The sequence below is a fragment of the Streptomyces sp. NPDC017095 genome, assembly GCF_044332325.1.
GTDB lineage: Bacteria > Actinomycetota > Actinomycetes > Streptomycetales > Streptomycetaceae > Streptomyces.
On record NZ_JBIROU010000017.1, the window covers coordinates 83,254 to 98,200 of the forward strand.

General features: G+C 76.4%; 1 protein-coding gene. It reads right to left on the minus strand.

Annotation, left to right across the window (positions count from 1 at the left end; translation table 11 throughout):
• Positions 1 to 30: 30 nt before the first annotated feature.
• Entirely contained in the window at positions 31 to 14,931 is a 14,901-nt protein-coding gene (locus tag ACH4OA_RS28765) for a type I polyketide synthase (RefSeq protein WP_397971966.1), read from the minus strand.
• Positions 14,932 to 14,947 lie beyond the last annotated feature (16 nt).

The following is a 14,947-nucleotide window of genomic DNA, read 5'->3' on the forward strand; positions in this document are numbered from 1 at the left end:
TCGGGGGGCGTGCGGGCGGCGGCGGTCACGTCATGGGCTGCCGAGTTCGCTGTCGATGAAGTCGAAGAGTTCGTCGTCGGTGGAGCCCATGCGGTCCTCGACGGCGTCCGCTGCGGGGCCGGAGTCCGGGCGGAGGGTTTCCAGGAGGTCCTGGAGCCGGGCCGTGAGCGCGGTGCGTGCCGCGTCGTCGTGCACGGCGTCGCGCACCGCGCCCTCCAGGCGGTCGAGTCCGGCGAGGACCTCGGGGCCGGGTCCGCCCGTGCCGTCCGCGGGGGCGATCTGCTCGGCGAGGTGGCGGGCGACCGCGGCGGCGGTGGGGTGGTCGAAGAGCAGGGTCGCGGGCAGGGGCAGGCCGGTGGCGGCCCGCAGCCGGTTGCGCAGCTCCACCGCGGTCAGCGAGTCGAACCCGAGGTCGAGCAGCGGCAGTCCGGTGCCTACGGCCATCGGGTCGGAGAAGCCGAGCACCAACGCGGCGTGGGTGCGGACCACCTCGGTGAGGGCCCGCTCGCGCTGTGCCGGGGGCAGTCCGGTCAGACGCTGTAGCAGCGCGCCGGCGGTGTCGGGGCCGGGACCTTCGCCTGCCGCGGCGCGGCGTACGGGGGTGCGGACGAGTCCGCGCAGGAAGGCGGGCACCCCGCCGGTGGCGGCCTGCTCCGCGAGGACGCCGGTGTCGAGGCGCAGCGGCAGGAGAGCGGGCGCGTCCAGGCCGGTGGCCGTGTCGAAGAGGGCGATGCCGTCGGCCGGTGTGAAGGCGACGATGCCGCCGCGGGCGATGCGGGCGAGGTCGGCCGCGCCGAGGTGCCCGGTCATGCCGCCGCCGGTGGCCCACAGGCCCCAGGCCAGCGAGACGCCGGGCAGGCCGCGGGCGCGCCGCCGGTGGGAGAGGGCGTCCAGGAAGGCGTTGGCGGCCGCGTAGTTGGCCTGGCCCATGCCGCCGAAGACACCGGCGATGGAGGAGAACACGACGAACGCGGACAGGTCCAGGCCGGCGGTCAGCTCGTGCAGGTTGACGGCGGCGTCGACCTTCGGGCGCAGCACGCGGTGGAGCTGCTCGGGCGTCATGTCGGCGACCACTCCGTCGTCGATGACGCCCGCGGTGTGCACGACACCGCGCAGCGGATGCTCCAGACCGTCCAGCAGTTTCTCCAGGGCTTCCCGGTCGGCGGCGTCGCAGACGGCGATCTCGGCGTCGGCGCCCGCCGCGGCCAGGTCGTCGAGGAGCGCGCCGGCGCCGTCGGCGGCGGGTCCGCTGCGGCTGATGAGCAGCAGGTGCCGTACGCCGTGCTCGCGCGCGAGGTGGCGGGCGACCAGGGCGCCGAGGGAGCCGGTGCCGCCGGTGATCAGGACGGTGCCGTCGGGGTCCCAAGGGGCCTCGCCCGCGGGCAGGGAGCCGGGGACGCGGGCCAGGCGGGCGGCGTGGAGCTGTCCCGCGCGCAGGGCGAGCTGGGGTTCGCCCGTGGCGAGTGCCGTGGTCAGGGCGGCGCGTGAGGCCGGGTCGCCGTCGGTGTCGAGGAGGACGAACCGGTCGGGGTGCTCGGTCTGCGCGGAGCGGACCAGGCCCCATACTGCGGCGTGCGCCGGGGCGGGCACGTCGTCGCCGGGGGCCACGGGAACGCCGCCCTGGGTGACGAGAGCGAGCCTCGCCCCTTCGAACCGCGCGTCGGCGAGCCAGGTCCGCACCAGGTCCAGGACATGGCCGGTGAGGTCGTGCACGGCCCGGACCGTGCCGCCGTCACCGCTGTCCGTGGCGCCGCCGTCCGTGGCGCCGCCGTCCGTGTCCGGCAGGGCGGTGAGTACGAAGGCGGGCACCTCGGCGCCCGCGTCGATCGCCGCGCCCAGGGCGGCGAGGTCGGTGTGGGCCGGCGCGAGGCCGGCGAAGGCGTCCCCGAGCACGGCCACGGACCCCGGGACGCGCCGGGTGGGCGCGGCGACGGGCCACTCCAGGCGGAAGACGTCCTCGTGAGCACCCGTGCGGGACTCCTGGATCCGCTCGGCCGTCACCGGCCGCAGCACCAGGGACCGGGCGGTGGCGACCGGGGCCCCGGTGGGATCGGCGACCGTGAGGGCGACGGCGTCGCGTCCCGCGGGCGTCATGCGCAGCCGCAGGGCCGTCGCGCCGGACGCGTGCAGCCGTACCCCGCTCCAGGAGAACGGCAGCCAGCCCTGGTCGCTGCCTTCGAGTACGCCGAAGGCCAGCGAGTGCAGCACGCTGTCGAGCAGCGCCGGGTGGAGTCCGTAGCGGCCCGCGTCCGTGCGCTGCTCCTCGGGCAGGCGGGCCTCCGCGTAGACGTCGGTGCCCAGGCGCCAGGCGGCGCGCAGGCCCTGGAAGGCGGGTCCGTAGGCGAAGCCACCGTCGGCGAGGCGCTCGTAGAGGCCGTCGGTGTCCAGGGGTTCGGCTCCGGGGGGCGGCCAGGTGGTGAGGTCGTCGGCCCGCGCCGGTGTGCCGTCGCCGAGGCGGCCGCTCGCGTGCCGGGTCCAGGGCTCGTCGGGTGCGGCGTGCTCGGGCCGGGCGTGGACGGCGAAGGGCCGGCCGCCGGTGGCGTCGGGCGCCTGGACGGTGAGCTGGAGGGTGACGGCGCCTCGCTCGGGCAGGGTGAGGGGTGCTTCCAGGGTGAGTTCGTCGACCTCCGGGCAGCCGGTGCGGTCGCCCGCGTGGACGGCGAGTTCGAGGAAGGCCGTGGCGGGCAGGAGCGCGCCGCCGTGGACGGCGTGGTCGGCGAGCCAGGGGTGGGCGGCCACGGACAGCCGGCCGGTGAACAGGAAGCCGCCGGTGTCGGCGAGCGGGGAGCCCGCGCCGAGCAGGGGGTGCGCGGACGGCAGGAGGCCCGCGGCGGGCAGGTCGGCCGCCGCCGGGGTGGGCGCGAGCCAGTAGCGGGAGCGCTGGAAGGCGTACGTGGGCAGCGTGACGTGTGCGTCCGGCACGTCGGCGAACAGCGGGGCCCAGTCGACGCCGGTGCCGTGGACGTGCAGGCGGGCGAGAGCGGCGGTCACCGCGGCGGGTTCCGGCGTGTCCCTGCGCAGCAGCGGCACCGCGGCGACGTCGTCGGCGGCGCCGGTGAGGCAGTCCTGGGCGAGCGCGGCGAGGACTCCGTCGGGTCCGAGGTCCAGCAGGGCGGTGGCGCCCTCGGCCTCCAGGGTGCGTACGGCGTCGTGGAAGCGGACGGTGGAGCGGACGTGGCGGACCCAGTGACCGGGGTCGCGCAGGTCGGCGGCCGTGGCGAGGGCGCCGGTCAGGTCGCAGACGACGGGGATGTCGGGCTCGTGGTAGGTGACCTGTTCGGCGACGGCCCGGAAGTCGGCCAGCATGCCGTCCATGTGCGGGGAGTGGAAGGCGTGGCTGACGGTGAGCCGCCGGGTCTTGGCGCCCTGCGCGCGCCAGTGTGCGGCGATCTCCTCGACGGCCGCCGGGTCGCCGGACAGGACGGTGGCGGCGGGCCCGTTGACGGCGGCGACGGCTATCTCGCCCTCCCTGCCCGCCAGTTGGGGCAGCAGGTCCGCCTCGGGGACGGTGAGCGCGACCATCGCGCCGCCCTGGGGCATGGCCTGCATCAGCCGGCCGCGGGCGGCCACCAGGGCGGCGGCGTCGGGGAGCGGGAGCACGCCCGCGACGTGCGCGGCGGTCAGTTGTCCCACGGAGTGTCCGGTGACGAGGTCGGGCCGCACCCCGTACGACGCGACGAGCCGGTGCAGGGCGACGCCGAGGGCGAACAGGGCGGGCTGGGTGTAGGCGGTGGTGTCGAGCAGTGCCGCGTCGTCGCTGCCCGGCGCGGCGTGGACGACGTCGCGCAGCGGCCGGTCCAGGAGCGGGTCGAGTTCCGCGCACACCGCGTCGAAGGCGTCGGCGAACACCGGGAAGCGGCGCAGGAGTTCGCCGCCCATGCCGAGCCGCTGGCTGCCCTGCCCGGGGAACAGGAAAGCGGTCTTGCCGCCCCGTCCGGCGTTGCCCGCGATCACGTCGGCCGATGCGGTGCCGTCGGCGAGCGCGGTCAGGGCGGCCTCCAGCGCTGTCCGGTCGGTGCCGAGGAGGACGGCCCGGTGTGCGAAGGTGCTGCGGCCGGTGGCCAGGTTCTTCGCGACGGCGTCGGAGCCGGGTGACGGGTCGGCACTGACGTGGTCGAGGAGGCGGCGGGCCTGGGCGCGCAGGGCGTCCTCGCCGCGGGCGGAGAGCAGCCAGGGCCGGCAGGGCGCGGCCGGTGGTGCCGTCTCGGGCGTCGGGGGGTCGGGGACGTGTTCCAGGATGGTGTGGGCGTTGGTGCCGCTGACACCGAAGGAGGACACGGCGGCGCGGCGCGGGCGGTCGCCGTCGGGCCAGGCGGTGTTCTCGGTGAGCACGCGGACCTGGCCCGCGGACCAGTCCACGTACGGCGTCGGCTCGTCGACGTGGAGGGTCGCCGGGAGTGTGCCGTGCCGCATGGCGAGGACCATCTTGATGATGCCGGCGATGCCCGCGGCGGCCTGGCTGTGTCCGATGTTGGACTTCAGCGATCCGACGAGCAGCGGCCGTCCGGCGGGGCGTCGCTGTCCGTACGTGGCGAGCAGGGCCTGCGCCTCGATGGGGTCGCCGAGTTTCGTGCCGGTGCCGTGCGCCTCGACGGCGTCGATGTCGCCGGGTGTCAGGCCCGCGCCGGCGAGGGCCTGCCGGATGACGCGCTGCTGGGAGGGCCCGTTCGGGGCGGTGAGGCCGTTGCTGGCGCCGTCCTGGTTGACGGCGGAGCCCCGTACGAGCGCGAGCACCGGGTGTCCGTTGCGGCGGGCGTCCGACAGGCGCTCCAGGAGGACCATGCCCGCGCCCTCCGCCCACGCGGTGCCGTCGGCGGCGGCCGCGAACGGTTTGCACCGGCCGTCGGCCGCGAGGCCGCGCTGACGGCTGAACTCGACGAACGCGCCCGGTGTCGCCATCACGGTGACCCCGCCCGCGAGCGCCAGGGAGCACTCGCCGCCGCGCAGCGCCTGCGCCGCCATGTGCACGGCGACCAGGGAGGAGGAGCAGGCCGTGTCCACGGTCACGGCCGGGCCCTCCAGACCGAAGGTGTAGGCGATGCGCCCGGAGGCGACGCTGCCGGCGCTGCCGATGCCGAGGTAGCCCTCGAACTCCGCGGACGGTTCGGTGACGCGGGAGCCGTAGTCGCGGTAGCTGGAGCCGACGAAGACGCCGCCGTCGCCGCCCCGGACGGTCCGCGGGTCGATGCCCGCCCGCTCGAACGCCTCCCAGGCGGTTTCCAGCAGGAGGCGTTGCTGTGGGTCGACGGTGAGGGCCTCGCGGGGTGACATGCCGAAGAAGGCGGGGTCGAAGTGGTCGGCGTCGTAGAGGAATCCGCCTTCGCGGGCGTAGGTGCGGCCGGCCTTGTCCGGGTCGGGGTCGTAGAGGCCCGCCAGGTCCCAGCCGCGGTCGGTGGGGAAACCGGAGATGGCGTCGGTGCCGTCGGCCAGGAGCTGCCAGAACTCCTCGGGGCTGGTGACGCCGCCGGGGAAACGGCAGCTCATCGCGACGATCGCGACCGGGTCGTCGTCCAGGACGGCGCGGGGCGCGGGGGCGGGGGCGGCGGTGGGCTCCGGAGCGCCGGGCAGCTCCGCGTGCAGGTGCCCGACGAGCGCGGTGGTGGTCGGGTGGTCGAAGACGAGGGTGACGGGCAGGCGCAGGCCGGTGGCCTCGGCGAGGCGGTTGCGCAGCTCGACGGCGGTCAGCGAGTCGAAGCCGAGGTCCTTGAACGCCCGCTCCGGTTCGATCGCGGCGGGGTCGTCGTGGCCGAGGACGCCGGCGGCGCACGCCCGCACCAGGGCCGCCAGTTCCTCGGTGCGTTCGGCCGCGGACAGTCCGGCGAGCCGGGCGGCGAGGCCGTCCTCTTCCCCGCCGGGCGCGGCAGCCTGCTCGGCGAGGGCGCGGCGCACCTCGGGGAGGTCGCCGATCAGGGCGCTGGGCCGCAGCGCGGTGTAGGCGCGGACGAAGCGGTCCCAGGCGAAGTCGGAGACGATCAGGCGGGTCTCGTCGTCGCCCAGGGCCTGCCACAGGGCGTCGACGGCGCGTTCCGGGTCCATCGCGGGCAGGCCGTCGCGGACGAGGCGTTCGCCGGTGGCGCCCGCGGCCAGACTGTCGCCGCCCCACAGGCCCCAGGCCACGGAGGTGGCGGGCAGGCCGCGGTCGCGGCGGGCCTGGGCGAGGGCGTCGAGGAAGGCGTTGGCGGCGGCGTAGCTGCCCTGTCCGGTGCCGCCGAGGGTCCCGGCCAGCGAGGAGAACAGCACGAAGGCCGTCAGGTCCGCGTCCGCGGTGAGTTCGTCGAGATGGAGTGCGGCGTCCGTCTTGGGACGCAGCACCCCGGCGGCGCGCTCGGGGGTGAGGGTGTCGAGGACGCCGTCGTCCAGGACGCCCGCGGCGTGGAACACGGCGCGCAGGGGCTGCTTGGCGGGGATGCCGTCGAGGAGCCGGGCGAGGTCGTCGCGGTCGGCGGCGTCACAGGCCGCGATGGTGAACTCCGCGCCTGCGGCGTCGAGTTCGGCGGCGAGCGCCGCGGCGCCGGGGGCGTCCGGGCCGCCGCGGCTGGTGAGCAGCAGGTGCGCGCCGCCGCTGTGGGCGAGCCTGCGGGCGACGCGGGCGCCGAGCCCTCCGGTGGCACCGGTGACGAGGACGGTGCCGTCCGGTGTCCAGCCGGTGCCGTCGGGCGCCCGCCGCGGTCCGGCGTGGGCGAGGCGCCGTCCGAAGACCCCCGGGGCGCGCACGGCGAGCTGGTCCTCGCCGTCCGGGTGCGCAAGGACGGCGGCGAGCCTGCCCCGGGTGCGCTCGTCGAGCCGTCCGGGCAGGTCGACGAGGCCGCCCCAGCGCTCGGGGTACTCGACGGCGGCGACCCCGCCCAGACCCCAGAGCAAGGCTTGCAGGGGGGCGCCGAGGCGGTCGGAGCGGCCCACGGCGACCGCGCCCCGGGTCGCGCACCACAGCGGCGCCCGTACGTCGGCGTCGCCGAGCGTCTGGAGCAGCGCGGTGGTGAGGGCGAGGCCCGTGGGCAGGGCGGTGCCGTCGGCGTACGGGGACTCGTCGAGGGCCAGCAGGGAGAGCACGCCGTCGGCCGGGGACTCCTCGGCGAGGGCGCGCAGACGGCCGGCGAGGGGGCCGCGCCCGCCGTCTCCGGCGTCCCCGGTGCCGAGGTGCAGCAGGACGGGGTGGGCGCCGTGCTCGCGCAGGGTCTGGAGGCAGGCGGCGACGGCCGGGTCCTCGGCGGCGGCCTCGGGTGCCACGAGCCACCAGGTGGTGCCGGTGAGGCCGGAACTCCTGTGCGGAGTGAGGGGCTTGAAGGTGACGCGGTGGCGCCAGGAGTCCAGCACGGACTGGCTCCGGCGGTCGCGCAGCCAGTCGGAGAACACGGGCGTCACCGTGTTCACGGCCGCGCGCACGTCGTCGTCCACGACGCGCAGGCGGTCGGCGAGGGCGTCCGGGTCCTGTCCGGTCACGGCGTCCCAGAACTCCTGGTCGACGGGACTGGCACCGCCCCGGGTCCCGTCCGCGGTCCCGGTCCCGGGCGAGGGCTCCATCCAGTAGTGGCGGCGCTGGAAGGCGTACGTGGGCAGCTCGCGGCGGCGGGCTCCCGTGCCGTCGAAGACCGCGTCCCAGTCCACCGGGTGCCCGAGGGTGTGGAGTTCCGCGAGCGAGGTGAGGACGCGGGTGCGGCCGCCCTCGTCCCGGTGCAGGGTGCCCACGACGCCACCGGTGCCGCCGGCCGCCTCCAGGGCTTCCCGGATCCATACGGTGAGCGCGGGGTGGGTGCTGGTCTCGACGAACAGGCGGTGCCCGTCGGCGAGGAGGGCGTCCAGGGCCCGGCGGAAGGCGACGGGCTCGCGCAGGTTGCGGTACCAGTACGCGGCGTCGAGTCCGGAGGTGTCGAGCGCGCCGCCGGTGACGGTCGAGTAGAAGGGCACGCGGGACGGGCGCGGGGTGATTCCGGCGAGGAGGGTGCGCAGTTCGTCGTGGATCTCGTCGACCTGCGGCGAGTGTCCGGCGAAGTCGACGCCGGGGAGGGGCCAGCACAGTACGCCGTCGTCGGCGAGCGCGCCGTGCAGTTCCTCCAGGGCGGCGGGGTCGCCTGAGACGGTCACCGTCGTGGGCCCGTTGACGGCGGCGATGTCCAGGCGGTCCGCCCAGGGCGCGAGCCGGGCTTCGACGGTCTCGGCGGGCAGCGGGATGTAGAGCATGCCGCCCCGGCCGGTCAGCGCCACCAGCGCCTTGCTGCGCAGGGCGACGACGCGGGCGGCGTCCTCCAGGCACAGCGCCCCGGCCACACACGCGGCGGCGATCTCCCCCTGCGAATGCCCGACCACCGCCGCGGGCTCGACCCCGTACGACCGCCACACCCGCGCCAACGACACCATCACCGCGAACAGCACCGGCTGCACCACATCCACCCGCTCCAGCCCCGCACCCGACCGCAGCACCTCCGCCAGCGACCAGTCCGTATACGGAGCCAGCGCCACGGCACACTCCGCGATCCCGGCCGCGAACACCGGCGACGCATCCAGCAGCTCACGCGCCATCCCCGGCCACTGCGACCCCTGACCGGGGAACACGAACACGGCCCGGGTGTCCTGGGCGGCGGTGCCGCGCACGGCGCCGGGGCCGGTGCGGCCGTCGACGAGGGTGTCGAGCGCGGCGAGCAGGGTGTCCCGGTCGCGGCCGACGACGGCGGCGCGGTGCTCGAAGGCGGTGCGCGTGGTGGCGAGGGAGTACCCGACGTCGGCGGGGAGCAGGCCGGGCCGGCCGGTGACGTGGGCGCGCAGCCGCGCGGCCTGCTCCCGGAGCGCCTCGGCGGTCCGCGCGGAGAGGACCCACGGCACGTCCACGTCCGCGGTTCCGGTCTCGCCGTCGGTCCCGGTCGCGGTGGACTCCTCCTCGGCGGGCGGCTGTTCGACGATGACGTGGGCGTTGGTGCCGCTCAGGCCGAAGGAGGAGATCCCGGCGCGCCGCGGGTGCCCGTTCGCGGGCCAGGGCACGGCCTCGGTGAGCAGCGAGACGGCTCCCGCCGACCAGTCGACGTTCGGGGAGGGCGCGTCCACGTGCAGGGTCGCCGGAAGCACCGCGTGGCGCATCGCCAGGACCATCTTGATGATGCCCGCGACACCGGCGGCGGCCTGGCTGTGCCCGATGTTGGACTTCAGCGAGCCCAGGTGGAGGGGTACGTCACGGTCCTGACCGTAGGTGGCGAGGATGGCCTGTGCCTCGATGGGGTCGCCGAGGGTGGTGCCGGTGCCGTGGGCCTCCACGGCGTCGACGTCGGCGGCGGTGAGACCGGCGGCGGCGAGGGCCTCGCCGATCACGCGCTGCTGGGCGAGGCCGCTGGGCGCGGTCAGTCCGTTGCTCGCGCCGTCCTGGTTGACGGCGGAGCCGCGCAGGACGGCGAGCACGGGGTGGCCCAGGCGCCGGGCGTCGCTGAGCCGCTCCAGGAGCAGCAGCCCGGCGCCCTCGGCCATGCCGAAGCCGTCGGCCGCCGCCGCGAAGGACTTGCAGCGGCCGTCGGCGGCGAGCCCGCGCTGCCGGCTGAAGCCGGTGAAGGTGAGCGGCGAGCCGATCACGGTGACACCGCCGGCGAGGGCGAGGGCGCAGTCGCCGTTCCGCAGCGCCTGCGCGGCCAGGTGCACGGCGACCAGCGAGGACGAGCAGGCCGTGTCCACGGTCACCGCCGGGCCCTGGAGGCCGAGGGTGTAGGCGACGCGGCCGGACAGGACGCTGGTGGAGATGCCGGCGACGAAGAGACCTTCGAGTTCCTCGGGGACCTCGTCCATGCTGCCGCCGTAGCCCTGGTAGGCGGCGCCCGCGAAGACGCCGGTGCGGCTGCCGCGCAGGGTGCGCGGGTCGAGGCCGGCCCGCTCCAGGACTTCCCAGGAGGTCTCCAGCAGGAGCCGCTGCTGCGGGTCCATGGCGAGGGCCTCGCGCGGCGAGATGCCGAAGAAGTCCGCGTCGAAGCGGCCCGCGTCGTACACGAAGCCGCCCGCCGCCGCGTAGCTGGTGCCGGGCCGGTCGGGGTCGGCGTCGTAGAGCGCGTCCAGGTCCCAGCCGCGGTCGGCGGGGAGTCCGGCGACCGCGTCGCGGCCTTCGGCGACGAGCCGCCACAGTTCCTCGGGGGTGTCGACGCCGCCCGGGTAGCGGCAGCTCATGGAGACCACGACGACCGGGTCGTCGTCGGCCGCGACGGCGCGCACCACCGGGGCGGCGTCCGGGGCGGCCCGGTCGCCCAGGAGCTCGGTGCGCAGGTGACGGGCGAGGGCGCCGGGTGAGGAGTAGTCGAAGACGACGGTGACGGGCAGGCGCAGACCGGTCGCCGCGGTGAGCCGGTTGCGCATCTCCACGGCGGTCAGCGAGTCGAAGCCGAGGTCGCGGAAGGCACGGTCGGGCGCTATGGAGTCCTCGGTGTCGTGGCCGAGGACGGCCGCGGCCTCGGTGCGCACGAGGTCGGTCAGGACGCGTGCGCGCTCGGGCCCGGTCAGGTCGCGCAGCCGGTCGCGCAGGCTCCCGGTGGCCGGGTCCGCGTCGGCGGGGGCCGGGGCGGTGTCCGACTCCAGGGCGGCGCGGGCCTCGGGGACGCCGCCGATGAAGGGGCTCGGCCTGCCGGTGGTGAAGACGGTGGCGAACCGGTCCCAGTCGATGTCGGCGACCAGGGTGAGGGTCTCGTCGTGGTCGAGGATCTGCTTGAGGGCGGCGACACAGGTGGCGGGCGGCATGAACACCACGCCCTGGGCGCGCAGTTGGTCCTCGGCGAGGTGCGCGGCCATGCCGCCGCCGTCCTCGGGGCTCCAGATGCCCCACACGACGGAGGTGGCGGTCAGGCCCCGGGCCCGGCGGTTCTCGGCGAGCGCGTCGAGGTGGGCGTTGGCGGCGGCGTACGCGCCGTGGATCGCGCTGCCCCACACACCGGATATGGAGGAGAACAGCACGAAGGCGTCGAGGGTGTCCCGGTCGAACAGCGCGTCCAGGTGGGCGGCGCCCAGCGCCTTGGCGTGCAGGGTGTCGGCGAACTCGTCCAGATCGGTGTCGTCGAGTGCCACGAGCGAGCCGCCGGCGGCCGCGTGCAGCACGGCGCGGATCTCGCAGCCGTCCGCCGTCAGGCCGGCGACGAGCGCGGCGAGCGCGTCGGGGTCGGTGATGTCGCAGGCGGCGACCGTGGCGCGGGCGCCCAGGGCGGTGATCTCCCGGACGAGTGCGTCGGCTCCGGGTGCCTCGGGGCCGCGGCGGCTGACGAGGACGAGGTGTTCGGCGCCCTCCCGGGCCAGCCAGCGGGCGATGTACGCGCCGAGGCCGCCGGTGCCGCCGGTGATCAGTGTGGTGCCGCGCGGGGTCCAGGTACGGCGGGGCGCGGTGGCGCCGAGCGGGGCGCGGACGAGCCGGCGGCCGTGGACGCCCGCGCCGCGCACGGCGAGCTGGTCCTCGTCGCCGGGCGCGGCGAGCACCGCGCACAGCCGGGCCGCGGACCGCGCGTCCGGCTCCGGCGGCAGGTCGACGAGACCGCCCCAGCGGCGCGGGTGTTCCAGGGCGGCGCACCGGCCGAGGCCCCAGCTCACGTGCTGGGCGGGGCTGACGGCCGCGTCGGCGGGGCCGACGGCGACGGCGCCGCGCGTGGCCCACCACAGCGGCGCGGCGAGCCCGGCGTCGCCGAGTGCCTGCACCAGGGCGAGGTTCAGGGCGGCGCCGACGGGCACCGACGGCCGGCGCGGGTGCGGTCGTTCGTCGGTGGCCAGGAGCGACAGGACGCCCGTGGGCGCGGTGTCCGCCAGGGCCTCGGTGAGCCGGACGGCGAGCGGGCCGCGTGCGGTGTCGGGTGCGTCGAGGACGACGGTGGTCACGGTGGCCCCGTTGTCCTCCAGGGCGCGTACGCAGGCGGAGTGCCAGGTGTCCCCGGCGGGCGCGGCGGGCAGCAGGACGAGCCAGGTGCCCGACAGGCGGGCGGTGGCGGGCTCGGGCAGGGGCTGCCAAGCGGGCCGGTAGCGCCAGGACTCGACGGTGGCGAGTGCGGCGCGGCGCTCGCGCCAGGCGGTGAGCGCGGGCAGGACGGCGCTGAGCGGTTCCTCGGGTCCGACTCCGAGGGTGGCGGTCAGCTCGGGCAGGTCGCCGGTGCGGACGGCCTCCCAGAAACGGTCCTCCACGGGATCGGTGGGCGCCTCCGGCACGGTCGTCGTGGCCGGCGACTCCAGCCAGTACCGGCGCCGCCGGAACGCGTACGTGGGCAGTGCAGCCGCGGTGTCGTGGCCGTCGAACACGCGGGACCAGTTTGGGGACAGGCCGCGGGTGTGGGCCTCGCCGAGGGCGAGCAGGAAGCGGTGCGGGCCGCCGTCGTCGCGGCGCAGGGTGCCGAGCACGGCGGCGGGCCGTTCGACGCCCGCGGACTCGGCGGTCTGCTCCACGCCCAGGGTGAGCACCGGGTGGGCACTGACCTCGATGAAGAAGCCGTGGCCGGCGTCGAGCAGGCCGCGGACGGTTTCCTCGAAGCGCACGGTCCGCCGCAGGTTGCGGTACCAGTACCCGGAGTCGAGGACCGTCGTGTCCGGCACCCGGCCGGCGTCGACCGTGGAGTGGAACGGCACCTCCGCGGCGCGCGGTGTGATGTCCGCGAGCACGGTGCGCAGCCGTTCCTCGATCTCCTCGACGTGCGCGGAGTGCGAGGCGTAGTCGACGGGGATGACGCGGGCCCGTACGTCCTGCGCGACGAGGGCGGCGACGACGCCTTCGATCGCCTCCGGGTCTCCCGAGAGCACCGTGGCCGAGGGCCCGTTGACGGCCGCGACGGACAGCCGGCCGCCCCACGGCGCCAGGTGCGGGCCGAGGTCGGCGGCGGGCAGCGGCACGGACGCCATGCCGCCGCGCCCCGCGATGTCCCCGAGCGCCTGGCTGCGCAGCGCGACGACCTTGGCCGCGTCGTCCAGGGACAGCGCGCCCGCCACGCAGGCGGCGGCTATCTCTCCCTGGGAGTGCCCGACCACGGCGTCCGGTTCGATCCCGTGCGCACGCCACAGCGCCGCCAGCGACACCATCACCGCGAACAGGGCGGGCTGCACCACGTCGACGCGCTCCAGGGACGGCGCGCCGCCGGTGCCGCGCAGCACCTCCTCCAGCGACCAGTCCACGTACGGCGCGAGAGCCCGCTCGCACGCGGCCATCCGGTCGGCGAACACGGGCTGTGCGTCCAGCAGACCGACCGCCATGCCCGGCCACTGCGAGCCCTGCCCGGGGAAGACGAACACCGTCTTGCCGACGGGCCCGGTGCTGCCCCGCACGAGGCGCGGGGACGGGGTGCCCGCGGCGAGCGCGGTCAGCTCCTCGACGAACCCGGCGCGGTCGTCCGCCACCACGGCGGCCCGGTGTTCGAAGGCGGACCTCGTGGTCGCCAGGGCCCGGCCGATGGCGCCGTCCGTGGCCGGGGCCTCCCCGGCCGTGTCCCCCGCCGCTCCGACGTGTCCGAGCAGGCGCGCGGCCTGGGCGCGCAGGGCGTCCTCGTCGCGGGCGGAGAGCACCCACGGCAGCGGGCCCGCGGCGGGCACGGCCCCCGGCGCGGTGGGCGTCTGCGCGGTGTCCTGCGCGGCGGTGTCCTCCTCCAGGACGAGGTGGGCGTTGGTGCCGCTCACGCCGAAGGCGGACACTCCGGCCCGGCGCGGCCGCCCCGGCGCGTCCCAGGGGCGGGACTCGGTGAGGACGCGGACGGCGCCCCGCGACCAGTCGACGAACGGGGTCGGCTCGTCGACGTGCAGGGTGCGGGGCAGCCGGCCGTGGCGCAGGGCCATCACCATCTTGATGACGCCGCCGACGCCGGCCGCGCCCGAGGTGTGGCCGATGTTCGACTTCAGCGAGCCGATCCATAGCGGTCGTCCGGCGTCCCGCTGCTGCCCGTACGCGGCCAGCAGGGCCTGCGCCTCGATGGGGTCGCCGAGACGGGTGCCGGTGCCGTGCGCCTCGACGGCGTCGATGTCGCCGGGCGCGAGCCGGGCGTCGGCGAGGGCGTCGGCGATGACGCGTTCCTGGGCCGGGCCGTTGGGCGCGGTCAGGCCGTTGCTCGCGCCGTCCTGGTTGACGGCGGTGCCGCGGATGACGGCGAGCACCCGGTGGCCGGCCCGGCGGGCGTCCGCGAGGCGCTCCAGGACGACGATGCCGGCGCCCTCGGACCAGCCGGTGCCGTCGGCGGTGGCCGCGAACGCCTTGCAGCGCCCGTCGGCGGACAGGGCGCGCTGGCGGCTGAAGGCGACGAACGGGTCCGGTGTCGCCATCACCGCGACGCCGCCCGCGAGGGCGAGGGAGCACTCGCCGGCGCGCAGCGAACGGACCGCGAGGTGCAGGGCGACCAGGGACGACGAGCAGGCGGTGTCGACACTGATCGCGGGGCCCTGGAGGCCCAGGGTGTAGGCGACGCGGCCGGAGACGACGCTGGTGGCCGTGCCGGTGTCGAGGAGACCCTGGAGTTCGGGGATGCCGCGGGAGGTGCTGCCGTAGTCGTTGCGCATCGCGCCGAGGAACACGCCGGTGCGCGTGGAGCGCAGCGTGGCCGGGTCGATGGCCGCGCGTTCGACGGCCTCCCAGGCGGTCTCCAGGACGAGGCGCTGCTGCGGGTCCATGGCGAGGGCCTCGCGCGGGGAGATGCCGAAGAAGCCCGCGTCGAAGTCGGCGGCGTCGTGCAGGAATCCGCCGTGCCGGGTGGCGGAGGTGCCGGGGTGGTCGGGATCCGGGTGGTAGAGCGCCTCGGTGTCCCAGCCGCGGCCGGTGGGCCATTCGGTGATGGCGTCGGTGCCGCTGTCGACGAGGTCCCACAGCCGTTCGGGGGTGTCGGCGCCGCCGGGGTAGCGGCAGCTCATGGCGACGATCGCGACGGGTTCGTGGCGGGCGTCCTCCGCCTCGCGCAGGCGGCGCCTGGCGTCCCCCAGGTCCGCGGTGGCACGCCTGAGGTATTCGAGGAGCTTGTCGTTGTCCGGCATGGGTGTCCCGCTTCTC